Source organism: Vibrio profundi, from assembly GCF_005281835.1.
GTDB lineage: Bacteria > Pseudomonadota > Gammaproteobacteria > Enterobacterales > Vibrionaceae > Vibrio > Vibrio profundi.
In genome coordinates this window covers 73,908-100,080 of the sequence record NZ_RZIS01000001.1, presented here as the reverse complement: position 1 = coordinate 100,080, position 26,173 = coordinate 73,908, and the positions used below count along the sequence as shown (strand labels likewise).

Here is a 26,173-nt window from a genome sequence, read left to right as displayed (position 1 = left end):
CCATGCAGACTTTTGCTGAAGTAGCCGCTCTTAGAGAGCAGATAAAGCAATTCAAGCGCGATGGGCGCCGTATCGCCTTCGTTCCGACTATGGGTAACCTTCATGAAGGTCACTTAACGTTAGTGCGTAAAGCTCGAGAGCTTGCAGATGTCGTTGTAGTCAGTATTTTCGTCAACCCAATGCAGTTTGATCGTGCTGATGACTTAAATAACTACCCGCGCACACTTGAAGACGACCTAAGCAAATTAAACGGTGAAGGCGTAGAAATCGTCTTTACCCCAACACCTGAAATCATGTACCCGAACGGTTTGGATAAGCAGACGTTTGTTGAAGTACCAGGTTTATCGCACATGCTGGAAGGAGCTTCTCGTCCGGGCCACTTCCGTGGTGTTGCAACTATCGTCACTAAACTGTTTAACATCGTTCAGCCAGACGTCGCGTGCTTCGGTGAAAAAGACTTCCAGCAATTAGCAATTATTCGTCAGATGACACTCGACCTAGCCATGGATATCGAGATCATGGGTGTGGCTACTGTTCGAGAGATGGACGGATTAGCGATGAGCTCACGTAACAGCAATCTTACGATTGATGAACGTCAGCGTGCCCCTGTGCTAGCTCGTACAATGCGTTGGATCAGCAGTGCTATTCGTGGTGGCCGCGATGATTACTCATCAGTTATTGAAGATGCGACAGACCAGTTACGCGCAGCAGATCTACAACCAGATGAAATCTTTATTTGCGATGCTCGCACTCTGCAGGCGGTGACTTCGGAAACCACTCAAGTCGTGATATTGATGTCTGCATTCTTAGGAAAAACTCGCCTAATTGATAATCAAGTGTTTGATTTAGCGGTAGAGACTAAGGAAGAAACGACTGAAGAAAGCTCAGAATAACCTCAGCGCTCAGAATCAAATAAAAAGGTCGGCATTTGCCGACCTTTTTTAATCATACCTCTCGAATGTATTAGCTTCTTAAGCCAATACCTTTTGTCACCAAATAATGGGCTACCGCGTACAAACCAACAATAAATACTCCAAGTACGCTAAATGACGTCACGATACCAACATCAGATACGCCTAAAAAGCCGTAACGGAACGCATTCACCATGTAGACGATCGGGTTTAACTTAGACACGCCTTGCCAAAAATCAGGTAAAAGGCTGATCGAGTAAAACACGCCACCTAAGTAAGTCAAAGGTGTTAGCACGAACGTTGGAATAATCGAAATATCATCGAAAGTGCGTGCAAATACGGCGTTTATCAGACCACCTAGTGCAAACACTACGGAAGTTAAGAATACCGTTGCAACTATCACTCCCCAGTGTTCAACCTGAAGATCGACAAAGAATAAAGAGACAAAAGTGACGATTGTTCCGACCAATAAACCACGAACGACGCCGCCCATTACAAAACCAAAAATAATCACATAGTTTGGAACAGGAGCCACCAGCAGCTCTTCAATATTTTTTTGGAACTTAGCACTAAAGAACGAAGACGCTACATTTGAATACGAGTTAGTGATCACCGACATCATGATCAAACCAGGCACTATGTATTCCATGTAACTAAAGCCGTTCATCTCACCAATTCGTGAGCCAATTAAGCTACCGAAAATGATGAAATACAATGTCATAGTGATCGCTGGCGGGACCAGAGTTTGCACCCAAATTCGTGTAAACCTGTTCACCTCTTTGGTTAACAAACTACAAAAAGCTGTCCAATATAAACTATACATATTAGTTGCCCCCTTCACGGACAATACTTACAAACAGCTCTTCAAGTCGGTTCGCTTTATTGCGCATAGACAATACTTTTACACCTTGCTCAGTTAACTGTGTGAATATCGAGTTCAAACCCAAGGTTTTATCAATTTCGATTTCCAACGAACCGTTGATCATCACTTGGCTATTCACACCTTCAATTTTAGGCTCACTGCTGCCTTCTTCTAAATCTAGAATGAAAGTCTCAACATGCAGCTTACTCAACAAATCTTTCATCGTAGTGTTTTCAATCAACTCACCTTTACTGATGATACCGATATTACGACAAAGCATTTCTGCTTCTTCAAGGTAATGAGTGGTCAAAATGATGGTAATGCCTTGCTCAGAGTTGATCTCTTGCAGAAACTCCCACATTGAACGTCGTAATTCAATGTCGACTCCTGCAGTTGGTTCATCCAAGATTAACAATTGTGGTTCGTGCATAAGCGCACGCGCGATCATCAAACGACGTTTCATACCGCCTGATAAGTTTCTTGCACGTTCGCTTCGTTTTTCCCAAAGATCTAGCTTAGATAGATACTTTTTAGCACGTTCTTTTGCAAGAGGCTTAGGTACACCGTAATAGCCCGCCTGTTGCAGTACGATTTGCTCAACCGTTTCAAACTGGTTGAAATTGAACTCTTGCGGTACAAGCCCTAAGTTCTGTTTAGCCAGCTCAAGGTCTCGGTCTATGTCATAACCAAAGACTTTGACCTTTCCCGATGTCTTATTCACTAATGAAGAGATAATACCGATCGTCGTTGATTTACCTGCGCCGTTTGGCCCAAGCAGCGCATAAAAGTCGCCCTTTTCAACCTGTAAGCTAATGCCTTTTAGTGCTTCAAAGCCACCAGCATATGTCTTTCTTAATTGCTCAATTTCTAATGCGTACATAAAGATGCGTTGCCATTTATTTTTATTGGGTGCGTTGGTCATCTAGATTTTTAAAGCACGATACCATTTGGCACCACTTCTGCGCCAATAACGAGCTGACCATTTCACCACCAAGTTTATCGTCGAATCACGATAGAGACAATTATTCATTTCCATTTTTTTAGAAACGTTAATTTCCCCTTTCTTATAAAAAGAAAAACGCCGCCATACTCAGAGTAAGGCGGCGTAACTTTTCAATATAATCAGCTTATTAAGTCAGGCCAATTGGCTCAAACTGGTGTTCATCTCGTTCCACATAAGATTTAGCGGCATTTAACGCCTCATAGCGGAAACGATAAGTGTTCGATTCCGGCACAAGATCAATCACGTGGAATTTCTCCAGCTGCTGTCGAGTATTTTCATTTGGACATAACAAATACACTTCACAATTGGCATCCAGCGCATCTTTGATGGCATTTTCTAACGCTAATCCAACCGTTACATCAATCATAGGTACGTCCGTGAGATCCAAAATCATCACTTCATAATCTGAAATACTGGAGTGCTGACGGGAAATCGCTTTTGATACACTGAAGATCATCGGCCCCGAAAGATAGAAGAACAACACTTGGCCATTAGCACTATCTAGTAGCTGACGCTCGCTTTCCGTCAGCGGAAGATCATCTTCATCTGCATCACTAATCGCTTTCACTTGCCTTGCTTGTTCTCGGCTTAAGCGCTCGATAATAATGATATTAGAAATAAATACACCTAAGCCAACCGCAGCAATCAAATCAACAAATACCGTCAGCAGCATCACGCCATACATGATCGCCATACCTTGAACACTGACTTTATGGGCGCGTTGAATGAAACTCCAATCGAGAATATTAAAACCAACATAAACCGCTATACCTGCCAGTACAGCCATAGGAATAGGCTCTGTTAAGCCTCCAGCAACCAGTACGACTAATGCCAGCACTAATGCCCTAATCACCCCTGAAAGCGGCGAGCGTGCACCTACCTGGATATTGGTGACTGTGCCCATAGTTGCGCCGGCACCAGGTAATGCGCCAAAAAGGCCAGACAGCATGTTGGCGATACCTTGACCACGTAGCTCTTTATCCGAGTCATGCTCTTTACGCGTTAATGAATCACCAATAACTGCGGTAAGCAAAGTATCGATACAGCCTAGTGTTCCTAGTACTAGCGCATCAATCACCATAGTAGTAAAAACTTCCGGGCTAATCGTTGGCATCACCAATGAAGGTAAGCCCGCTGGAATCTCTCCAATACGACGAATCGACTCCGTATCGAAGACAATTACAGATAACAACGTCACCGCGACCAAAGCGACCAGCTGGGCAGGTACATACTTGCGATATTTCTCTGGGAACAAGAACAAAATAACCAGAGTAAGAGCACCTAAGAACAATTCAGAGAACTTCATGTTCGCTAGCGTGTCTGGCAAAGCCGTTAGCGTGCCCATCACACCACCAGCTGGCGCAGCATGGCCAAGTAAAGGAGAAAGCTGCAGGATAATCAAGATCACGCCAATACCCGACATAAAGCCGGATATCACGCTATATGGCATCAAAGTAACGTATTTACCAAGCTTTAGCGTACCAAGTAGAATCTGAAAAGCACCAGCCATCATTACGACGGTGAAGGTCATCGCCATTCCTGATTCTGGGTACTTGGCCATCATGCTGGTCATCACAGCGGTCATGATCACCGTCATCGGGCCGGTTGGCTCCGAAATCAAACTGCTTGAGCCACCAAACAAAGCAGCAAACAAGCCCACCATGATTGCGCCCCATAAACCGGCTTCAGCGCCAGCGCCAGAGGCTACACCAAACGCGAGAGCCAATGGCAATGAAATAATGGCAGTGGTCACGCCACCAAACATATCTCCCTTAAGGTTGATATCTTTAAAACGACTTCCAAACAAAACACAGCTCCCTGCTGATAGAAATTTAAATTGTATAAATTCGTACAATGTTATTAAGCAATCGAGTTAGATGCTACCACCGATTCGATATGCGTTATAACTAAGTGAAATGAATGTTTAGGATTATATGATTTTCGCTGCTAGAACACGTCAGATGAGTGCCATTTCTAACAATTTTAACAAGAAGCATTTTGTAACATTGTGTATAGTGACGGAAGTTATTTAAGGGATATAAGACGTAAAATGCCAGAAATTAAACAGCTTTTTGAAAACAACTCTAAGTGGTCTGAGTCTATCAAATCTGAACGTCCAGAATATTTTGCCACCCTTGAAGAAGGGCAAAACCCTGGCTTTTTATGGATAGGTTGCTCAGACAGCCGTGTACCAGCAGAGCGCTTAACCGGTCTATACTCAGGAGAACTTTTTGTTCACCGTAATGTAGCAAACCAAGTCGTTCATACCGACCTAAACTGCCTGTCTGTGGTTCAATACGCGGTCGATGTACTTAAAGTGAAACACATTATTGTATGTGGTCACTACGGTTGTGGTGGTGTAAATGCCGCAATTGATAACCCTAAATTAGGTCTTATCAATAACTGGTTACTGCATATTCGCGACAATTACCTTAAATATCGTAAACAGATCGAAGCACTACCGCGCGAACAGTGGGGTGATAAACTTTGTGAGATTAACGTTGCAGAGCAGGTTTACAACCTTGGAAACTCGACCATTATGCAAAGTGCATGGGAACGTGGCCAAGAGGTGGAAATTCACGGTGTGGTTTATGGAATCGGCGATGGCAAGCTGCAAGATCTTGGCGTACGTTGCTCTAGTATCGACACATTAGAGAGCAGCCACATTGAGGCATTAAATAAAATCTTAACGACGCCTCTTCTTAGTCAACAAGGCTAATTATCTCTATCAAATACAAAAAGCCCGCATCAAGCGGGCTTTTTAACATCTTTTTTCGGCAAGCGTAATGATTACTCTTGCGGTACAACTTTACCGATGTATGGCAGGTGACGGTATTTTTGAGCGTAGTCGATACCAACACCAACAACGAATTCATCTGGGATTTCGAAACCAATCCACTTAGTATCAACTTCAACTTCACGACGTGAAGGCTTGTCTAATAGCGTACAGATCTCGATAGATTTAGGCCCACGTAGGCTCAGAATCTCTTTTACTTTAGTTAGGGTATTACCTGTATCGATAATGTCTTCAACTAATAGTACGTCTTTACCTTGGATGTCATCATCTAAATCTTTCAAAATACGAACATCACGTGAGCTTTCCATACCGTTGCCGTAGCTAGATGCGGTCATAAAGTCTACTTGGTGAGTTAGATTGATTGCACGAGCTAGATCCGCCATGAAGACAAATGATCCACGTAGTAGGCCAACCAGCACAAGATCTTCACTACCTTGGTAGTGCTCTGTGATTTGTTTGCCTAATTCATTTACTCGCTCCTGAACTTCTTGCTCAGAAATCATGACTTCAACTGTATGTTTCATACTGTTCTCATTTTATTTGGTTAATGCGACAAGTGTAGCCTTCAATCTAGGCTTCGCCGCTATTTTTCGAGGCTAAGTCTAGCACTGCTCATTTAACCAAGCCACCTTCCAATCCCATTTCGCTTTTAGTTAATGGTCGAAATGTGCCCGCTGTGACACTAAGCCTTTCTGTCTCGTTCTTTTACACCTTAAATGGGTTGATGTAAGTATCAATCTTGATATAACTGACTACAAAATAGGCATAATTTATTGACCATTTGCATATGCACCATTACACTCATGGGGCTTAAATAATAAAAACATCACTAATTATAAAAACTCATTGGCAAGGAAAATCATATGGACTCAATAGCTAAGAGACCTCGAACAAGGCTTTCACCATTAAAACGAAAACTTCAACTGATGGAAATCGCACTTGAAGTTTTTGCTCGCAGAGGCATTGGCCGCGGCGGACATGCAGATATTGCAGAAATCGCTCAAGTGTCAGTGGCAACCGTATTTAACTACTTCCCTACTCGCGAAGACTTAGTAGACGAAGTACTTAATCATGTGGTTCGCCAGTTCTCTAACTTCCTTTCGGATAATATCGACCTCGATTTACACGCGAAAGAAAACCTAGATACCATCGCAAACGAAATGGTTACACTCGTTGCTCATGACTGCCATTGGCTTAAAGTGTGGTTTGAGTGGAGTGCATCAACTCGTGATGAAGTATGGCCGTTATTTGTTACGACCAACCGCACTAATCAAATGCTAGTACAAAACATGTTTAGCAAAGCGATTGAACGCGGTGAAGTATGTGACCAACACGATCCTAAACATCTTGCGAACCTGTTCCACGGTATTTGCTACTCATTATTCATCCAAGCGAACCGTGCACAATCACAAGCAGAGCTTAATCAGCTAACCTCTAGCTACTTAGACATGTTATGTATCTATAAATAGCGTCTCGCTTCTTAATCGGCTTAAAACACAAATAAAAAAACCGCTGAATCATCAGCGGTTTTTTATTAACTTAACAAGTCGTTAAAAGAGAATTACTTCTTCTTTTTCACTGCTTTCTTATTTGGAAGGTCAGTGATTGAACCTTCAAATACTTCCGCCGCTAGACCAACAGACTCGTGTAGAGTTGGGTGAGCGTGGATAGTTAGAGCGATATCTTCAGCATCACAACCCATTTCGATTGCTAGGCCGATTTCACCAAGAAGCTCACCACCGTTAGTACCAACAATTGCACCACCGATTACGCGATGAGTATCTTTATCAAAGATCATCTTAGTCATACCATCAGCACAATCAGATGCGATTGCACGACCAGAAGCAGCCCAAGGGAAAGTAGCAACTTCGTAGTTGATGCCTTCAGCTTTCGCTTCTTTCTCAGTCTTACCTACCCATGCAACTTCTGGCTCAGTGTACGCGATTGATGGAATTACTTTAGGATCAAAGTAGTGCTTCTTACCAGAAATAACTTCAGCCGCTACGTGACCTTCATGCACACCTTTGTGAGCAAGCATTGGTTGGCCAACAACATCACCGATAGCGTGGATGTGAGGTACGTTAGTACGCATTTGCTTATCAACATTGATGAAGCCACGCTCATCAACTTCGATACCCGCTTTTTCAGCGTCGATAAGTGCACCGTTTGGAACACGGCCGATAGCAACAAGAACAGCATCGTAACGCTCAGCTTCAGCTGGTGCTTTTTTGCCTTCCATTGAAACGTAGATACCGTCTTCTTTCGCTTCAACTGCTGTTACTTTAGTTTCAAGCATTAGCTTGAACTTGTTCTTAATACGCTTAGTGAAGACTTTAACGATGTCTTTATCCGCAGCAGGGATAACTTGATCGAACATCTCAACAACTTCAACTTTAGAACCTAGAGAGTGGTAAACCGTACCCATCTCAAGACCGATAATACCACCACCCATGATAAGTAGTTTTTCTGGTACTTCTTTCAGCTCTAGTGCATCCGTAGAATCCCAAATACGTGGATCTTCATGCGGAATGAATGGAAGTTTAATTGGACGAGAACCTGCAGCGATGATTGCGTTGTCGAAGTTAACTGTTGTTGCTTCGCCTTCGCCTTCAACAAGAATGCTGTTAGGACCAGTGAACTTACCGAAACCGTTTACAACAGTTACGTTACGCATCTTAGCCATACCGCCAAGACCGCCAGTCAGTTGATCTACTACTTTTTCTTTCCAGATACGGATCTTGCTGATGTCAGTTTGTGGTTCACCGAACACTACGCCGTGGTCAGCCATCGCTTTAGCTTCTTCGATTACTTTTGAAACGTGAAGAAGTGCTTTAGATGGGATACAACCAACGTTTAGACATACACCACCAAGAGTGTTGTAACGTTCGATTAATACTGTGTCTAGACCTAAGTCTGCACAACGGAATGCAGCTGAGTAACCAGCAGGACCTGAACCAAGTACAACAACTTGGGCTTTAATTTCTTTGCTCATTGTGACCTCTTGTAGTCATTATCCCTAACAGGCTGAGTAGATGTTCTTAAATTATTGGGCTTTCAAACAGCCAACATTTTACAGAGATGTTAACAGTGTGAAAGTAGCTTTAAGTTAGCCTGTGAGCTAGACAACAATTCCCCATCAGTTTATTAGAAATGATTGAAATTGTTCTCTAAAAATATGCTTTACGTAAAGAAATTAAGGTGACCCGAAAGTCACCTTAATTATTGCTTTCTTACTACAGTACTAGGCGACGGATGTCAGACAGAGCGCTGTTTAGGAAAGTAATGAAGCGTGCACCTTCTGCACCATCGATCACACGGTGGTCGTATGATAGAGACAGTGGAAGTTGTAGACGAGGTTGGAACTCTTTACCGTTCCAAACTGGCTTCATTTCAGACTTAGATACACCAAGGATACCTACTTCTGGAGCGTTTACGATTGGTGTAAATGCAGTACCGCCGATGCCACCAAGGCTAGAGATTGTGAAACAACCGCCTTGCATGTCAGCTGCAGTTAGCTTACCAGCACGTGCTTTCTTAGACACAGCCATTAGCTCTTCAGATAGCTCGTAGATGCCTTTCTTGTTCACGTCTTTGAATACAGGAACAACTAGACCGTTTGGAGTATCTACTGCGATACCTACGTTTACGTACTTCTTAAGAATGATGCTTTCGCCATCTTCAGAAAGAGAAGAGTTAAACGCTGGGAACGCTTCTAGTGCTTTAGCAACCGCTTTCATGATGAACACAAGAGGAGTGATCTTCATGCCAGTGTCTTTCTTAGCTTCGATTGCGTTCTGCTCTTTACGGAATGCTTCTAGCTCAGTGATGTCTGCGTTATCCCACTGTGTAACGTGAGGGATCATGACCCAGTTACGGTGTAGGTTTGCACCAGAGATCTTCTTGATCTTAGAAAGCTTCTGAACTTCAGTTTCGCCGAACTTGCTGAAGTCAACTTTTGGCCAAGGTAGAAGACCAAGAGCAGAGCCGTCACCGCCTTTGCCAGATGCCGCAGCACCAGACTCAAGACGCTTAAGTGCATCTTTAACGTAAGACTGAACGTCTTCTTTAAGGATACGGCTCTTACGACCAGTACCTTTAACTTTCGCTAGGTTTACACCAAACTCGCGAGCAAGACGACGAACAACAGGAGACGCGTGTGCGTAATCGTTGTTTTCTTGGAAGTCGTTTGCTGCTGGTGCTGCCGCTTCAGCTTTTGGTGCAGGAGCTGCTGCTGGAGCAGGCGCTGCCGCTTGAGCTGGAGCCGCTGTAGGAGCAGGAGCTGCGCCTTCAACAACGAAAGTCATGATTAGAGAGCCAGTCGTTACTTTGTCGCCAGCTGCAATCTTGATCTCTTTTACTGTACCAGCGAATGGTGCAGGAACTTCCATTGAAGCTTTGTCGCCTTCCACAGTGATAAGAGATTGCTCTTCTTCTACCGTGTCGCCAACCGCTACCATTACTTCAGTAACTTCTACTTCGTCACCGCCGATATCAGGAACGTTTACTTCTTTCTCTGCTGATGCCGCAGGAGCTGCTGCTGGAGCTGCTTCAACTGCAGGAGCTGCTGCTACTGGAGCGCCAGAGCCCGCTACTTCGAATACCATTACTAGAGAACCAGTTGATACTGAGTCACCAGAAGCGATCTTGATCTCTTTAACTGTACCAGCGAATGGTGCAGGAACTTCCATTGATGCTTTGTCGCCTTCAACAGTTAGAAGAGATTGCTCTTCTTCTACTGCATCACCAACTGCAACCATGATTTCAGTAACTTCTACTTCGTCGCCACCGATATCTGGAACGTGAACTTCTTTCAGTTCAGCCGCTGCTGCTGCCGCAGGAGCTGCTACTGGAGCTGCCTCTGCTGCTGGAGCAGGTGCAGCTTGCGCTGCACCCTCGGCTTCGAAAATCATAATAAGAGAACCAGTCGTAACAGAATCGCCTTCCGCTACTTTGATTTCTTTAACAATACCTGCTTGAGACGCTGGAACTTCCATAGAAGCTTTGTCGCCTTCAACAGTAATCAGAGACTGTTCTTCTTCAACCTTGTCGCCAACGCTTACAAGAATCTCAGTAACTTCAACCTCATCCGCACCGATGTCAGGTACATTAATTTCGATTGCCATTGCTTATTTACCTTCTAGTTAAGCGCTGTATTAAGCGTATTGTGGGTTAGTTTTTTCAGTGTCGATGTTGAACTTAGCAATCGCTTCAACGACTACTGACTTCTCAACATCGCCACGCTTCGCTAGCTCAGTTAGTGCTGCAACTACTACGTAGCCCGCATTAACTTCGAAGTGACGGCGTAGGTTCTCACGGCTGTCAGAACGGCCGTAACCATCAGTACCCAGTACTTTGTATGACTCAGAAGGCATGAACGCGCGAACTTGCTCAGAGTAGTTCTTCATGTAGTCAGTTGCAGCGATTGCTGGCTCAGTACCCATTACTTGTGCAATGTAAGGTACTTTTGCTTCGCCTTCTGGGTGAAGCATGTTGTAACGCTCTGCGTCTTGGCCGTCACGAGTTAGTTCGTTGAACGACGTTACAGAGAATACGTCAGATGCAATGCCGTACTCTTCGCTCAGGATAGTCGCAGCTTTACGTACTTCATTCATGATAGTACCAGAGCCCATTAACTGAACTTTAGACTTATCACCAGCGTAAGATTCAAGCTTGTAGATACCCTTACGGATGCCTTCTTCAGCGCCTTCTGGCATTGCTGGCATTGCGTAGTTTTCGTTCATTACTGTTAGGTAGTAGAACACGTTTTCTTGGTTCTCACCGTACATGCGACGGATACCGTCTTGCATGATTACTGCAACTTCGTACGCGAATGTTGGGTCGTAAGAAATACAGTTAGGAACTGTGTTCGCCATGATGTGTGAGTGACCATCTTCGTGCTGTAGACCTTCACCGTTAAGTGTTGTACGACCAGCAGTAGCACCTAGTAGGAAACCACGAGCTTGTTGGTCGCCAGCCATCCACGCCATATCGCCTACACGTTGGAAACCAAACATTGAGTAGTAGATGTAGAACGGGATCATTGGTAGATCGTTCGTGCTGTAAGAAGTCGCAGCAGCAACCCAAGAAGCCATTGAGCCTAGCTCGTTGATACCTTCTTGTAGAACCTGACCAGACGTTGCTTCTTTGTAGTAAGAAACGATGCCTTTATCTTCTGGCGTGTATTCCTGACCGTGCGGGTTGTAGATACCGATCTGACGGAACAGACCTTCCATACCAAACGTACGAGCTTCGTCACAGATGATAGGAACAATGTTCTTACCAATGTTCTTGTTCTTAAGCAGAATGTTAAGAGTACGAACGTAAGCCATAGTGGTAGAGATATCACGCTTTTGCTCACTTAGTAGCGGAGCGAACTCTTCTAGTTCAGGTGTTTTGAATTCTTGAGTGAACTTAGGTAGACGCTGTGGCGTGTAACCTTTTAGTTCTTTACGACGAGCGTGCAGGTATTCGTACTCCGCTGTACCTTCTTCAAGTTTCAGGTATGGCAGTTCTGCTACTTTCTCATCAGAAAGGATATCTTGAAGACCTAGGCGATCACGTAGGTGTAGTACGTGAGTCATGTCCATCTTCTTAACTTGGTGCGCGATGTTCTTACCTTCAGCCGCTTCACCCATGCCGTAACCTTTAACAGTTTTCGCTAGGATTACTGTTGGACGACCTTTAGTTTCTGCTGCATTTTTGTAAGCTGCGTATAGCTTAGAAGACTCGTGACCACCACGCTTAAGTGCGAAGATTTCGTCGTCAGTCATATCTGCAACTAGTGCAGCTGTCTCTGGGTACTTACCAAAGAAGTGCTCACGTACGTACGCGCCATCTTTAGATTTGAATGTTTGGTAGTCGCCATCTACAGTCTCGTTCATTAGCTGTAGTAGTTTACCAGACGTATCTTTAGCAAGTAGTGAATCCCAGTTGCTACCCCAGATAACTTTAACAACATTCCAACCAGCACCTTTGAATAGGCCTTCTAGTTCTTGAATGATGCTACCGTTACCCATTACAGGGCCATCTAGACGCTGTAGGTTACAGTTGATTAGGAAACATAGGTTATCTAGCTTCTCACGTGCAGCGAAAGATAGAGAACCGCGTGATTCTGGCTCATCCATCTCACCGTCGCCTAGGAAAGCGTATACGCGTTGAGCAGATGTGTCTTTCATGCCACGACCATCAAGATACTTCAAGAAGCGCGCTTGGTAGATCGCAGAAATTGGGCCAAGACCCATAGATACTGTTGGGAACTGCCAGAATTCAGGCATTAATTTAGGGTGCGGGTATGAAGGGATACCTTTACCATCAACTTCTTGACGGAAGTTGTCTAGCTGATCTTCAGTTAGACGGCCTTCAACGAATGCACGAGAGTAGATACCTGGAGAGATATGACCTTGGTAGTAAACCAGATCGCCACCGTCCGTCTCGTTTGGAGCGCGGAAGAAGTGGTTGAAACATACTTCGTAGAATGCCGCCGCAGACTGGTAAGAAGCCATGTGGCCACCTAGGTCTAGGTCTTTCTTAGAAGCGCGCAATACGATCATGATTGCGTTCCAGCGAATAATCGAACGAATACGACGTTCAAGAGTAACATCACCTGGGTATGCTGGCTCTTGCGCTGCTGGAATTGTGTTGATGTAGTTTGTGTTGATGCCTGTTGGCATATCTACACCGTCTAAACGTGCTTTGTCTAAAACTTGCTCTAGTAAAAACTGAGCACGCTCTACACCTTCTTCACGAACAACTGATTCAAGGGCTTGTAGCCAATCTTGAGTTTCCAGTGCGTCTACGTCATGCTTCATGTCAGACATGGCGATCTATCCTTCTATTGGTTGGATTCTACTTAAACTAGTAAAGAGCCGTATTTACGACTCATTACCCCGTTGAATTCGACGCAAAGAGCGCTCTCTTCTTGACTCCTCACGAGTCAAATCCAACAGTGTTTCTTCGATATAAGCTAAATGAGAGTGTGACATTTCACGTGCCTGTTCTGGCTGCCCTGAAACAATCGCATCAACAATATTAGCTCTGTGTTTACTTACTTTTTCCACCACTTCATCGCGGCGATGTAACAACTTCAGATTCTGTAAGACATTTTGCTCAAGTAACGGCGCTAAGCTGCGAACAATGTGTAACAACACCACGTTATGGGCAGCTTCTGTTAGTGCTACTAGAAACTCCATAACTGCCGCAGATTCTGCTTCGATATTTTTGTCTTCTTGCGCACTTCGAATCTTGTCTTGGCAGGCTTGAATACGAGCAAAGTCTTCATCGGTACCACGAAGAGCTGCAAAATAAGCTGAAATTCCTTCCATCGCATGACGCGACTCCAACAAATCAAGCTGGGTTTCGGAATGTGTAGACAATAAATTCAGTAAAGGATCTGAAAAGCTTTTCCAAATATTTTCACTGACAAACGTTCCCCCACCTTGACGGCGAGTCAGTAAACGCTTTGCTTCTAGGCGTTGTATCGCTTCTCGGATTGATGGACGAGACACATCGAACTGTTTTGCCAGCTCTCGCTCCGGAGGAAGTTGCTCCCCTGGTGCTAGTGTTCCTTCCACTATCAACCTTTCAAGTTCCTGCTCAATAACATCAGAAAGCTTAGGCTGACGAATCCTTTGATAAGCCATAATTTATTGTTCTTCTTTTTTTGCAGTCAATTGGTAATACCAATTTTAAGTTGCGCAGAAATTAACATAATTAAAACGCCACTGTCCAGATCAAAATTGACCTGAATCATAGAACATGACGCGAATTAACTCAGCTTTAACAAAGCAAATTTAAAACAGCAACCAAATTGGTCTTACCATTTACAGTAATAATACTTTTGGGGAGTATACGTGCTAGGGAAATTGAATCGATATGCTAAGAAATGAAAATTTGTGACTCAGATTCAGGGCTATAACTGCGCTGAAGTCTCATTTTTTAGGTCGTAACCGTTCATAACTCATTACAATTGAATTTCGGTAAGCTCTAATCAAAATAATGGGAAACTGGGTAGTCCCCTCAACAAAAAGAAGCATAGACGCTACGTACCCATTACATTTGAGTAACCATATCGCCTATCTGTGTCATTTAGATTTCAAGAGCTCTCGGTAAAAGCACCAATCAAAGCATAGACCGGGATCTGTTTTTCGCAATGGTGCTATGTATTGATGACCAGTAATTCTTGGAAGTGTGATTTGAGGGTAGCTTTTCATTAAACTATCAGAAAGGGTTGCCAATGAATGATATTGAGCTTGGGTGTAAGCCGTATAATCACTGCCTTCTAGCTCGATACCAATCGAGTAGTCATTGCATTTATCTTTCCCGGCAAAGCTCGACTGCCCAGCATGCCAGGCTCTATCTAGAAAGGAAACAAACTGTACCACTTCTCCATCTCGACGAATCAAACAATGGGCCGACACTCCCATAGTATGAATTACTTCAAAAAATGGATGATCATGTGGATTGAGTTTTCCAGTAAAGAATTGTTCAATGTAAGGACCTCCAAATTCGCCAGGAGGTAAACTAATGTTGTGCACCACCAGCAATGAAATAGGTTCACTTTTCGGGCGGCTATCAAAGTAAGGCGACGGTACTATCTTCGCGGAACTGCACCAACCAGCGTTATTAATTTCCACGTAAACCTCTCTTTATTAGTTCTTTCACAGACAAGATGTGATTTAGACCGATAGCAGCCCTTTGTCACCTCTTTAATTTGATTTCCAGCAAGAGTATCATTCCATCCTCACTTCCTTTCAAGATTAGATTTGCGATGAAAAACACACACAACAGCCACGAACGCCTTGATTACCTAAAAGAGCAACTTCCTGCTGAAATTACCCGCGCAGTTGCTGAAACGATAAAAGAAGACCTAGGTGGTACGCTAGATGTGTCTGCGGATATTACAGCAAGTCTAATCCCGTCAGACGCGTATAACTCTGCGACCATTATAACTCGCGAGCATGGTGTGTTTTGTGGTCAAGCTTGGGCTGATGAAGTATTTAAGCAGCTGGGCGGTGAAGTAAAAGTTAAATGGCACGTCAAAGATGGCGATAAAGTCAAGCCTAATCAAACGTTATGCTCTTTAGAAGGTCCTGCTCGCGCACTATTAACTGGTGAGCGTAATGCTATGAATTTCATTCAAACGCTTTCTGGTTGTGCAACTACAACGGCTATTTATGCTGATAAAATCAAGCACACAGAATGTCGCTTACTAGACACTCGAAAAACAATCCCAGGATTACGCAGCGCATTAAAATATGCCGTTGCATGTGGCGGTGGCTTTAATCACCGCATTGGCGTTTTCGATGCATACTTGATCAAAGAGAACCACATCATCGCTTGCGGGGGGATTGAAAAAGCAATATCTACAGCGAAAGAATTGAATCCAGGTAAACCAGTTGAAGTGGAAACGGAATCTTTAGAAGAGCTGGAACAAGCTATCGAAGCAGGTGCCGATATCATCATGCTAGATAACTTCACCAAAGATATGATGCGTGAAGCCGTAAAGATTAATGCAGGAAGAGCAGCATTAGAAAACTCAGGCAACATTACGTTAGATACGATCGCTGAATATGCTGAAACTGGTGTGGACTACATTTCGGTTGGAGCTTTAACTAAGCATTTGAAAGCAATGGATTTGTCGATGCGCTTCACAGACTAACCCAATAACCTGATTTATCAATAAAAAGGCTGAACTTATTAAGTTCGGCCTTTTTGTTTTCAGCATTAAAATTAGCAACTTAAGTGCCATTAACTTGATCGCATTAATTTGCTAAGACTCTGAAAACTATAGTCATTAAACACTAATCCACTCGCGTCATACTCAGAGCTCCATTTTCTTATTCACTTAGACACTTATCCTAACTTCATCACGGGTTAGTGATTAAATAATCTAATTGGAATATAAAAATGAAAAACGTAAAGAAGCAAAAAGGTTTTACGCTTATCGAGTTAATGATCGTGGTGGCCGTAATAGGAGTTTTAGCAGCGATAGCGGTCCCACAGTATCAGAGCTATGTAAAAAAAGGAGCTTTAGGCTCAGCGCTGGCTTCTGTTACAGCGTACAAAACGAATGTAGAAGACCATATAGCAACTACTAATCAATTTCCTTCAATTTCTGCAGCGTTCGGAATCGGAACAATAGCTGCAACCTCAGGAGCTATTGCCACTGGAAGCAACACAAATGACATTGTAGCGACAATTACAGAAGGCGGTGGAGTAGGCGCAAGTATCACTCTAAAGCGTGACAAAGATGGGGTTTGGAATTGCATCAACTCATTATCTTCAGATATTTCGATAAATGGCTGTTCATAAGTGCTAACCAACCTTCCTACCATTCTCCGTCAGGCTAATATTATTAGCCTGACTCAAGAACAAGCTGTGGTCGCACATATTAACGCTTCAGGCTCCTCAACGCTTGAAGCGTTAGTCCATTTAGATCTATTTGATTATTACCAGCTTACCGAACACTTATCTTCGATTTTTGGATTAGCTGAAACCAACTTATCTCACTTTGACTATGAGGGATTGTGCCAGGAACTCGGTCTTCGAGAGCTCATTACTCGGTACCAAGCACTCCCCCTTCACAGCTCTGGCTCTACGCTTACGTTAGCGATTTCGGATCCGACAAACATACAAGCAGAAGACGACTTCCGGTTCGCTACGGGCTTACAAATCGAGCTTGCTCTCGCGAATTTTAAAGAATTGGAAGGCGCTATACGTAGGATTTATGGAAAAAGCCTGAACTCTAATGACACTCACCGAAAGGAGATCAGTCAGGATGAGCTTGCCAATCTAGTTGAAGTTTCTGACGATGAAATTCAAAGCATAGAGGACTTAAGCCAAGATGACTCACCGGTCAGCCGTTTTATAAACCAAATATTAGTAGACGCAGTGCGCAAAGGCGCCTCAGATATTCATTTTGAACCCTACGAAGAGCTTTATCGAATCAGGTTAAGGTGTGACGGTATTTTAGTGGAGACTCAACAGCCAGCGACCCACCTAAGCAGGCGTCTATCCGCGAGATTGAAAATATTAGCAAAACTTGATATTGCTGAGCGGCGCCTCCCTCAAGACGGACGCATAAAATTAAGGCTCAATACCGAACTGTCCATCGACATGCGAGTTTCGACGTTACCGACCCTCTGGGGGGAAAAGATCGTACTAAGGCTACTCGATAGTAGCGCTTCGAACTTGGATATCGATATCTTAGGCTACAACGAAACACAAAAGCAGCTCTACCTATCAGCCCTATCACGACCTCAAGGCATGATTTTAATGACAGGCCCAACAGGCAGCGGAAAAACTGTATCGCTGTATACTGGCTTAAGAATCCTCAACACACCTGAACGCAATATATCCACTGCGGAAGATCCCGTAGAGATCAATTTATCAGGGATCAATCAAGTTCAAGTTCAACCCAAAATTGGGTTTGGCTTTGCAGAAGCATTACGATCATTTTTACGCCAAGATCCTGATGTTGTAATGGTTGGTGAAATAAGGGACATCGAGACAGCGGAGATCGCCGTTAAAGCCGCTCAAACAGGCCACTTAGTATTATCAACGCTACATACTAACTCTGCTGCTGAAACCGTAGTACGACTTTCACATATGGGGATAGAAGCCTTCAATTTAGCTTCGTCTTTGAACCTAATCATTGCTCAGCGTCTTGCGAGAAAACTGTGCTCACACTGTAAAACAGTTGATAGCTCAACTTCCATACGCGAGCGTCATGGGATTCAACAAGACATCATTATCTACCAGGCTAACTTTCACGGGTGTAATGAGTGCACTCGGGGCTATTCTGGCAGGATTGGAATTTATGAAGTAATGCCTTTTGATAACAGTATGTCTGAAGCACTAATGAATAATGCCAACATCCACCAAGTTCAAGCATTAGCCAAACGAAATGGTATGCAAACCTTGCAGGAATCCGGCATTGAGAAGCTATCTTTAGGCTTAACCAGTTACCAAGAGCTTCAACGCGTCCTCTACATCTAACCAGCTATCAGCTATCAGCTATCAGCTATCAATTAACGGGCAAGTCATGAAATCCTCCATGAAAAATCAATTAAAAAACTATCGCTGGAAAGGCATTAATAGTTCAGGTAAGAAAGTTTCAGGACAAACTCTGGCGTTAACTGAGATCGAGGTTCGGGACAAACTCAAAGAACAACATATCCAAATAAAGAAAATTAAAAAAAGCAGTGTTTCAGCATTTACACGGATAAGCCATAGGGTAAAAGCCAAAGATATTACGGTTCTTACTCGACAGCTTGCCACTATGCTAGCCACTGGTGTTCCTATCGTACAAGCGATAAAACTAGTTTCCGACAACCACCGAAAAGCCGAAATGAAATCGATCTTAACCCACATCAGTAAAGGGGTGGAAGCAGGTACCCCATTGTCCAAAACAATGAGAACGGCAAGTCGTCATTTTGATGACCTTTATACGGATTTAGTCGCCTCAGGCGAGCAATCTGGTAATTTGGCCGAGGTATTTGAACGTTTAGCTACCTACCGAGAAAAAAGTGAACAACTAAAAGCAAAAGTAATCAAAGCGCTCATTTACCCTTGTATAGTCATCGCTGTCGCCCTTACCGTATCTTATTTAATGCTTACAATTGTGATTCCAGAGTTTGAAAGCATGTTTTCTGGTTTTGGGGCCGACTTACCTTGGTTTACCAAAAAAATCTTGCTCCTTTCCCACTGGGTACAGTCCTACAGTTTGTGGGGCGCACTCTTGATTATTATTTGCATTCTATCATTCCGTATTATCCGCAAGCGTTCATTTTCCATTAGGCTCGCCACGAGTCGTATCGGGTTAAGGTTCCCAGTGCTAGGTTCCATCATTTCGAAAGCATCAATTGCAAAATCTAGTCGAACACTTGCCACCAGTTTTAGCTCTGGTATTCCTATTTTAACTAGCTTAAAAACAACAGCAAAAACAGCCGGTAACACCCATTATCAAACCGCTATTGGTGAAGTACATCGTGAAACCGCCGCAGGTGTGCCAATGTATATTGCAATGCGCAATACCAATGCCTTCCCGGAAATGGTTTTACAAATGGTGATGATTGGTGAGGAGTCTGGAAAGCTGGACGATATGCTGAATAAAGTGGCCACTATTTATGAATTTGAAGTGGATAATACGGTTGATAACCTTGGTAAGATTTTAGAACCGTTGATTATTGTTTTCCTCGGAACAGTCGTTGGGGGATTAGTCGTAGCAATGTACTTACCAATCTTTAACTTAATGAGTGTATTAGGATAGTATGTAGAACCTTTTCATTGATTCCCAAGCGCTTCGCTTGAACCTAATTTTGGTGGCACTAGAAACAAATGGATGCACTCTACTATTACCCATGGCTGTTCCCTTCTATGGCTGCTGTATTCGGCTTGATCGTCGGTAGTTTTTTAAACGTCGTTATTCATCGGCTTCCAATTATGATGGAGCGAGAATGGAAACAAGAGTGCTCAGAATGTTTCCCTGAATATAATATTCCAATGCCAGAGGGGAAATACAACTTAAGCGTTCCTCGCTCTACTTGCCCTAAATGTAATACACAGCTCCGACTTATCGATAATGTTCCAGTACTCAGTTGGCTGCTTCTGAGAGGCAAATGTCACCAATGCGCTAACCCAATTAGCATTCGCTACCCTGCCATTGAGTTACTGACGGCAGTGATGAGTTTCACTGTGGCCACAACCTTTGGGTTTAGTGCTTTTAGTGTCGCGTTAATATTTTTTACTTTCATTTTGATTGCAGCCACCTTTATCGATCTCGACACAATGCTACTCCCGGACCAGTTAACTCTGCCTTTAATGTGGTCAGGCATTGCACTCTCGCTGTTCAACCTCACTGAAGTTTCACTACAAGACGCTGTCATCGGCGCAATGGCTGGCTACCTATGTCTATGGTCTGTTTATTGGATTTTTAAAGTTCTGACCGGAAAAGACGGAATGGGGTTTGGCGACTTCAAACTTCTCGCCGCTCTTGGCGCATGGCTCGGCTGGCAACATTTACCACTGATCATTCTTTTATCATCCCTCGTCGGTCTAGTATTTGGGAGCATTCAATTAAGATTACAAAAACAAGGCATTGATAAGGCTTTCCCGTTCGGTCCGTACCTTGCTATTGCCGGCTGGATCAGTTTAATTTGGGGCGATCAAATTATTGATTGGTACTTCACTTCCATCTTAGGTATTTAACATGTCACTAGTCATTGGTTTAACAGGCGGCATCGCCAGCGGGAAAACTACGGTCGCCAACTTATTCAGTGAACATTTTGGCATTGATATCGTTGATGCTGACGTCGTTGCACGAGAAGTGGTTGAAGTAGGAAGCCTAGGCCTAAAGACCATCATACAAAGGTACGGTGAAGAGATCCTATTACCTGAAGGTTCACTCAACCGACAAAAACTTCGTGAGGTTATTTTTTCAAATGAATCAGAGAAGGCGTGGCTCAATGCACTACTTCATCCCATGATTCGCGAAAAAATTAACTTAGATCTTGCCAAGATTTCATCACCCTATGGTTTATTAGTCGTACCATTACTTGTAGAGAACAACATGCAGTCTATGGCCGATCGCGTATTAGTTGTTGATGTTTCGGCCGAAGAACAAATTCGTAGAACGGTTTCCCGAGATAAGGTTTCAGAAGCGCAAGTTGAAGCGATTCTTCGTTCACAAGCTTCTCGCGAGCAACGTTTAGCCATCGCAAATGATGTGATTAAAAATAGTACGAAAAACGAAAAACTTTTGCCTCAAGTCACAGATTTACATCAAAAGTATCTGGCTATTTGTAGGGAAAATCGGTGAAAATAGCAAAGAGCAGAATTAAGGCTAGTTAGATGACCACCCATAAGTTTGAACATCCATTAAACGAGAAAACCCGCATTTACTTAAGAGTGGAATCACTGTTAAGGCAACTTCACGTGTCATCAACTTTTTCTGATCCTCAGCAATATCAGCTATTCTTCCGCTCACTATTTGACTTGTTAGAAATTTTTGAGCAGATCCAATTAAAAAGTGAGCTTGCAAAAGACATTGAGAAACAAAGGCTAACCTATAAAAGTTGGCTGAATGTAGATGGTGTTGATCAAGAGATGCTTCTGTCTCTACTAAACAATGTTGACCAAGTTCATCGCCAGCTTATGCTTGCTGAACGTTTTGGACAATCACTCAAGGAAGACCGATTCCTAAGTGCAATTCGTCAACGTTTTAATTTACCTGGTGGATCTTGTTGTTTTGATCTTCCGGCTCTTCATTATTGGCTTCACCTACCAATCGATAAAAAGATTCGTGATGCTAAATCTTGGACGGATAGCCTACAAGCCTTATTCGACGCACTAAGCTTATGGCTGAAACTAACCAGAGAAACTGGTCACTTTACCAGTCAAATGGCGCGCGCAGGTTTTTTCCAAAGTGATGCCGAAGAAGCCAATATTTTAAGGCTTTCCATTCCAATGCAATATGGTGCTTACCCAATGATTTCTGGTCATAAGAACCGTTTTGCCGTCAAATTCATGAGTTTTGAAACAGGCCAAGCTTGCACAAAAGACATTGAATTTGACTTAGCTATTTGTAGCTAAGTCCTTATTTTACCTGACTACACTAAAGAACCACGATATATGTCTAAGAAGCTAACGATTGTAAAATGCCCACAATGCAGTACTGATGTGGAATGGGGAGAGCAAAGCCCTCATCGCCCATTTTGCAGTAAACAATGTCAAATGATTGATTTTGGTGAATGGGCAGATGAAGAAAACAGCATTGCTGGTGCACCTGATATGTCTGACAGTGATGGTTGGTCTGAAGATCAGTATTAGTCATTCACTATCGAACTATAAGGGCAGGTATTTATACCTGCTTTTTTATATCTATCTGAAACTCAGACAAATAACAGATACAAAAAAGCGGAGCCAAATGGCTCCGCTTTTATCGATAGAATGCAAAAAGAATTACTTCTTAGCAAGCTTCTCTTTAATACGAGCAGACTTACCAGAACGCTCACGTAGGTAGTACAGCTTGGCACGACGTACTGCACCGCGGCGTTTAACTTCAATGCTATCAACCATTGGAGAGTGAGTTTGGAACGTACGCTCAACACCTTCACCGTTCGAGATCTTACGAACTGTGAATGCAGAGTGAAGACCACGGTTACGAATAGCGATTACAACGCCTTCGAAAGCCTGTAGACGCTCACGGTCACCTTCTTTTACCTTAACCTGAACTACAACAGTGTCACCTGGTGCGAATTTAGGAAGGTCTGATTTTAGTTGCTCTTCTTCAAGAGCCTTGATGATGTTGCTCATTTGTATAAATTCCTAGAATAAACTGATACTAAATTTAATAGGTTACTGCTTGCTTTTCATTTACGAGCGATGCTCACGAACGAATTCAGCCAGTAATTGTTCCTGTTCGTCAGTCAGAGCTAGGTTTTCCAGGAGTTCTGGTCTTCTTAGCCAAGTACGGCCTAGCGATTGTTTTAATCGCCAGCGACGAATGTCCTTGTGGTTTCCAGACTTGAGTACCAATGGCACTTCTTTATCGTCTAGCACCTCAGGGCGCGTATAGTGAGGGCAATCTAGCAAACCATTTGCAAAAGAATCTTCTTCTGCTGACGCAAAATCTCCAAGCACACCCGGTATAAACCGAGACACTGAATCAATTAACGTCATGGCTGGCAGTTCACCACCCGTCATCACAAAATCACCAATTGACCATTCTTCGTCAACTTCAGATTGAATAATGCGCTCATCTACTCCTTCGTATCGGCCACAAATAAGAAGTAAATTCTCATTAGTTGCCAACTCTTCTACACCTTGCTGGTCGAGCTTGCGACCTTGAGGTGAAAGGTAGATAACTTTCGTCTTACCCGGTGACGTTTTCTTAGCTGCATGAATGGCATCGCGCAAAGGCTGAACCATCATTAGCATGCCAGGACCACCACCGTAAGGTCTGTCATCAACAGTGCGATGTTTATCTTGAGTGAAATCGCGAGGATTCCATGTCTCAATAGATAAAAGACCTTTTTTAACCGCTTGACCTGTTACTCCAAAATCAGTAACAGAACGGAACATTTCAGGAAATAGGCTAATTACGCCAACCCACATGTGTTCTCTCGCTCTGAAATTTTAGAGTTAGAATCCAGGATCCCAGTCAACTTCGATCCGTTGAGCTTCGCGATCAACATTCTTGATCACTTGCTCTTCAAGGTACGGGATTAACCGTTCCTTTTGTCCGAAAGCATCTTTAAGATTTGCTTTAATTACTAGAACATCGTTTGAGCCAGTTTCTAGCATGTCTGTAACGACACCTAGATCGTAACCTTTAGTAGTTACGACTTGCATACCAAACAATTCACGCCAGTAGAATTCATCTTCTGACAATTCTGGTAACGAAGCAGGGTCAATAGCGATTTCAAAGTTAGTCAGAGCATGAGCGTCCTCGCGAACTTCAAACCCATCCAGCTTACACACCATACCTTTGTTATGGCGCTTCCAGCTTTCTACTGTGAACTCGACCCACTTCCCCTTTTGGTTAATGTACCAAGGGGAGTAATCGAATATGCTTTCAGCATTGTCTGTGTAGGAAAAAACTTTGAGCCAACCACGAATGCCATAGGTAGCACCAAACTTGCCCATAACAATTTTTTCGTCTTGTTTGCTCATTGTTTCTTTACCCTTCATCGACATAAGCTAATTCTTCTACTTTAAAGTAAAAATTAAGCCGCTTTTTGAGCGTCTTTAACTAGCTTAGCTACGCGGTCAGATAGAGATGCGCCTTGACCAACCCAGTGGTTAACGCGATCTAGGTCTAGACGTAGACCTTCTTCTTGACCTTGAGCTGTAGGGTTAAAGAAACCTACTTTCTCGATGAAACGGCCAGTTGCAGCGTTACGGCTATCCGCAACTACGATTTGATAGAATGGACGCTTCTTAGCGCCGTGACGTGCCAAACGAATGGTTACCATGTCGTCCTCTTTGCTTTCTTAAAAAAATAATTAACCCCAATAACCATTTATCGCTAAATAGTCTGGGGTCTCGTGCCAAATTAAAGCCCCGGAATTTTACTCTTATTCCGGGGCAATGCAAGGGGTTTAGCTATTTTTTCACCAACACATTAGCTGTATATTTATTGTGACACAGATAACAGTCTGAAAATTAACGATGCTTGAGCTGTTATCGACCAAATGGGTTGAATCCACCACCCATTCCGCCCATACCACCGCCGCCCATCATGCCTTGCATGTTACGCATCATGCCTTTCATTCCACCTTTCTGCATTTTCTTCATCATCTTCTGCATTTGGGTGAACTGTTTTAGCAAGCGGTTTACGTCCTGTACCTGAGTACCAGAACCAGCTGCAATACGCTTTTTACGTGAGCCTTTAATTAGCTCAGGGCGCTGGCGCTCTTTCATCGTCATAGAGTTGATGATCGCTTCCATCTGCTTGAACATCTTGTCATCAACTTTGTCTTTTACGTTGTCTGGTAGCTGAGACATGCCTGGAAGCTTATCCATCATGCCCATCATGCCGCCCATGTTTTGCATCTGGCCTAGTTGCTCACGGAAGTCTTCAAGGTCGAAACCTTTCTTCTCTTTGAATTTCTTAGCCAGCTTCTCTGCTTTCTCGGTATCAACGTTCTTTTGCAGGTCTTCGATTAAAGACAGAACGTCACCCATACCTAAGATACGAGATGCAACACGATCTGGATGGAATGGTTCCAATGCGTCAGTTTTCTCACCAACACCTAAGAACTTAATCGGTTTACCAGTAATATGACGCACCGACAGCGCAGCACCACCACGAGCGTCACCATCAACCTTAGTTAGAATCACACCAGTTAGCGGTAGCGCATCACCAAAAGCTTTCGCCGTATTCGCCGCATCTTGACCTGTCATGGCATCAACCACGAACAGAGTTTCTACTGGCGTAATAGCAGTATGAAGCTCTTGGATTTCAGCCATCATGTCTTCATCGATAGCCAAACGACCTGCAGTATCGACTAGAAGGACATCATAAAATTTCTTTTTCGCATGATCGATCGCGGCATTCGCGATATCGATAGGCTTTTGGTCAGCAGAAGACGGGAAGAAGTCGACACCAACATCAGCGGCTAAAGTTTCCAACTGTTTAATTGCCGCAGGGCGATAAACGTCGGCAGATACAACTAGAACTTTCTTCTTGTCGCGCTCAGTTAATAGCTTAGACAGTTTACCTACCGATGTGGTTTTACCCGCACCTTGTAAACCGGCCATTAAAATCACAGCTGGCGGCTGAGCAGCTAGGTCTAACGCTTCGTTAGATTCCCCCATTACCGCTTCAAGTTCAGCTTGAACGATCTTAATGAATTCTTGGCCCGGTGTAAGCGATTTAGAAACCTCTACACCTACCGCGCCTTCTTTTACGCGTTTTACAAAATCACGAACTACGGGTAAAGCTACGTCTGCTTCAAGTAGTGCCATACGCACTTCGCGTAGGGTCTCTTTAATATTCTCTTCGGTCAGGCGACCTTTACCGCTGATGTTCTTCAGCGTTTTGGATAGACGATCCGTTAAATTATCAAACATAGTTTTCTCTTCGCTCAAAACTGCGA

Annotated in this window: 25 protein-coding genes; 11 read left to right on the top strand and 14 right to left on the bottom strand. The window is 43.5% G+C overall.

From position 1 onward, the window contains the following. The first annotated feature begins 2 nt into the window (after window positions 1–2). Window positions 3–893, top strand: a complete 891-nt coding sequence (gene panC, locus ELZ11_RS00510; protein ID WP_137355414.1) for a pantoate--beta-alanine ligase — start codon at window positions 3–5, stop codon at window positions 891–893. A 70-nt stretch (window positions 894–963) separates the two neighbouring features. Here the strand turns inward: panC and ELZ11_RS00505 are convergent, their stop codons facing one another. From ELZ11_RS00505 to ELZ11_RS00495, 3 genes are all read right to left on the bottom strand, one after another. Further along, window positions 964–1,734 (bottom strand): ABC transporter permease, encoded by a 771-nt coding sequence (locus tag ELZ11_RS00505; protein ID WP_137355413.1) that lies wholly within the window; start codon window positions 1,732–1,734, stop codon window positions 964–966. A 1-nt stretch (window position 1,735) separates the two neighbouring features. Further along, on the bottom strand, window positions 1,736–2,653 hold the full coding sequence (locus ELZ11_RS00500) for an ABC transporter ATP-binding protein (protein ID WP_137356237.1): 918 nt from the start codon (window positions 2,651–2,653) through the stop codon (window positions 1,736–1,738). A gap of 250 nt (window positions 2,654–2,903) precedes the next feature. Next, complete coding sequence (locus ELZ11_RS00495) at window positions 2,904–4,583, bottom strand: SulP family inorganic anion transporter (protein ID WP_137355412.1); 1,680 nt, start codon at window positions 4,581–4,583, stop codon at window positions 2,904–2,906. Between the two features lie 243 nt (window positions 4,584–4,826). Between ELZ11_RS00495 and can the strand changes: the two genes are divergently transcribed. After that, on the top strand, window positions 4,827–5,495 hold the full coding sequence (gene can, locus ELZ11_RS00490; RefSeq protein WP_137355411.1) for a carbonate dehydratase: 669 nt from the start codon (window positions 4,827–4,829) through the stop codon (window positions 5,493–5,495). A 71-nt stretch (window positions 5,496–5,566) separates the two neighbouring features. Here can and hpt read toward each other — a convergent pair whose 3' ends face one another. Further along, window positions 5,567–6,097, bottom strand: coding sequence for a hypoxanthine phosphoribosyltransferase (hpt, locus tag ELZ11_RS00485; RefSeq protein WP_137355410.1), 531 nt, complete (start codon window positions 6,095–6,097; stop codon window positions 5,567–5,569). A gap of 339 nt (window positions 6,098–6,436) precedes the next feature. On the opposite strand from hpt, the gene ELZ11_RS00480 reads away from it, so the two are divergent. After that, window positions 6,437–7,042: a LuxR/HapR/OpaR family quorum-sensing transcriptional regulator gene (locus ELZ11_RS00480; protein WP_137355409.1), complete on the top strand. Its 606-nt coding sequence runs from the start codon at window positions 6,437–6,439 to the stop codon at window positions 7,040–7,042. A 92-nt stretch (window positions 7,043–7,134) separates the two neighbouring features. On the opposite strand, the gene lpdA is transcribed toward ELZ11_RS00480, so the two are convergent. From lpdA to ampD, 5 genes are all read right to left on the bottom strand, one after another. Continuing rightward, window positions 7,135–8,565 carry a dihydrolipoyl dehydrogenase gene (lpdA, locus tag ELZ11_RS00475; protein ID WP_137355408.1) on the bottom strand — a complete coding sequence of 477 codons (1,431 nt, stop codon included), beginning with the start codon at window positions 8,563–8,565 and terminating at the stop codon, window positions 7,135–7,137. Between the two features lie 241 nt (window positions 8,566–8,806). Beyond that, window positions 8,807–10,696, bottom strand: coding sequence for a pyruvate dehydrogenase complex dihydrolipoyllysine-residue acetyltransferase (gene aceF / locus ELZ11_RS00470; RefSeq protein ID WP_137355407.1), 1,890 nt, complete (start codon window positions 10,694–10,696; stop codon window positions 8,807–8,809). A gap of 30 nt (window positions 10,697–10,726) precedes the next feature. Continuing rightward, window positions 10,727–13,390: a pyruvate dehydrogenase (acetyl-transferring), homodimeric type gene (gene aceE, locus ELZ11_RS00465; protein WP_137355406.1), complete on the bottom strand. Its 2,664-nt coding sequence runs from the start codon at window positions 13,388–13,390 to the stop codon at window positions 10,727–10,729. 54 nt (window positions 13,391–13,444) lie between these two features. After that, window positions 13,445–14,212, bottom strand: coding sequence for a pyruvate dehydrogenase complex transcriptional repressor PdhR (pdhR, locus tag ELZ11_RS00460; RefSeq protein ID WP_137355405.1), 768 nt, complete (start codon window positions 14,210–14,212; stop codon window positions 13,445–13,447). Window positions 14,213–14,653: 441 nt separating this feature from the next. Further along, the gene (gene ampD / locus ELZ11_RS00455) at window positions 14,654–15,205 is read right to left on the bottom strand and encodes a 1,6-anhydro-N-acetylmuramyl-L-alanine amidase AmpD (RefSeq protein ID WP_137355404.1); all 552 of its coding nucleotides are present in this window, start codon (window positions 15,203–15,205) and stop codon (window positions 14,654–14,656) included. A gap of 134 nt (window positions 15,206–15,339) precedes the next feature. Here ampD and nadC point away from each other — a divergent pair, with 134 nt between their 5' ends. From nadC to yacG, 8 genes are all read left to right on the top strand, one after another. Beyond that, entirely contained in the window at window positions 15,340–16,230 is an 891-nt protein-coding gene (gene nadC / locus ELZ11_RS00445) for a carboxylating nicotinate-nucleotide diphosphorylase (protein ID WP_137355403.1), read from the top strand. Window positions 16,231–16,478: 248 nt separating this feature from the next. After that, a complete protein-coding gene (locus ELZ11_RS00440) occupies window positions 16,479–16,883 on the top strand; it encodes a pilin (RefSeq protein WP_137355402.1) in 405 nt (134 codons plus the stop codon). After that, window positions 16,884–18,569 (top strand): type IV-A pilus assembly ATPase PilB, encoded by a 1,686-nt coding sequence (gene pilB, locus ELZ11_RS00435; protein WP_137355401.1) that lies wholly within the window; start codon window positions 16,884–16,886, stop codon window positions 18,567–18,569. Between the two features lie 46 nt (window positions 18,570–18,615). Then, window positions 18,616–19,842, top strand: coding sequence for a type II secretion system F family protein (locus ELZ11_RS00430; protein ID WP_137355400.1), 1,227 nt, complete (start codon window positions 18,616–18,618; stop codon window positions 19,840–19,842). A gap of 68 nt (window positions 19,843–19,910) precedes the next feature. Then, window positions 19,911–20,780, top strand: coding sequence for a prepilin peptidase (locus tag ELZ11_RS00425; protein ID WP_137355399.1), 870 nt, complete (start codon window positions 19,911–19,913; stop codon window positions 20,778–20,780). Window position 20,781: 1 nt separating this feature from the next. Then, window positions 20,782–21,390: a dephospho-CoA kinase gene (gene coaE, locus ELZ11_RS00420; RefSeq protein WP_137355398.1), complete on the top strand. Its 609-nt coding sequence runs from the start codon at window positions 20,782–20,784 to the stop codon at window positions 21,388–21,390. 32 nt (window positions 21,391–21,422) lie between these two features. Next, a complete protein-coding gene (gene zapD, locus ELZ11_RS00415; RefSeq protein ID WP_137355397.1) occupies window positions 21,423–22,163 on the top strand; it encodes a cell division protein ZapD in 741 nt (246 codons plus the stop codon). A gap of 39 nt (window positions 22,164–22,202) precedes the next feature. Beyond that, entirely contained in the window at window positions 22,203–22,400 is a 198-nt protein-coding gene (yacG, locus tag ELZ11_RS00410) for a DNA gyrase inhibitor YacG (RefSeq protein ID WP_137355396.1), read from the top strand. A 132-nt stretch (window positions 22,401–22,532) separates the two neighbouring features. On the opposite strand, the gene rplS is transcribed toward yacG, so the two are convergent. The 5 genes from rplS to ffh form a co-directional block, all read right to left on the bottom strand. Then, the gene (rplS, locus tag ELZ11_RS00405) at window positions 22,533–22,886 is read right to left on the bottom strand and encodes a 50S ribosomal protein L19 (protein WP_032549758.1); all 354 of its coding nucleotides are present in this window, start codon (window positions 22,884–22,886) and stop codon (window positions 22,533–22,535) included. A gap of 60 nt (window positions 22,887–22,946) precedes the next feature. Continuing rightward, the gene (gene trmD, locus ELZ11_RS00400) at window positions 22,947–23,687 is read right to left on the bottom strand and encodes a tRNA (guanosine(37)-N1)-methyltransferase TrmD (protein ID WP_137355395.1); all 741 of its coding nucleotides are present in this window, start codon (window positions 23,685–23,687) and stop codon (window positions 22,947–22,949) included. Between the two features lie 27 nt (window positions 23,688–23,714). Then, the gene (rimM, locus tag ELZ11_RS00395) at window positions 23,715–24,269 is read right to left on the bottom strand and encodes a ribosome maturation factor RimM (RefSeq protein WP_137355394.1); all 555 of its coding nucleotides are present in this window, start codon (window positions 24,267–24,269) and stop codon (window positions 23,715–23,717) included. A 29-nt stretch (window positions 24,270–24,298) separates the two neighbouring features. Next, window positions 24,299–24,547 (bottom strand): 30S ribosomal protein S16, encoded by a 249-nt coding sequence (gene rpsP / locus ELZ11_RS00390; RefSeq protein WP_004410028.1) that lies wholly within the window; start codon window positions 24,545–24,547, stop codon window positions 24,299–24,301. A gap of 208 nt (window positions 24,548–24,755) precedes the next feature. Next, the gene (gene ffh, locus ELZ11_RS00385) at window positions 24,756–26,147 is read right to left on the bottom strand and encodes a signal recognition particle protein (RefSeq protein ID WP_137355393.1); all 1,392 of its coding nucleotides are present in this window, start codon (window positions 26,145–26,147) and stop codon (window positions 24,756–24,758) included. Window positions 26,148–26,173 lie beyond the last annotated feature (26 nt).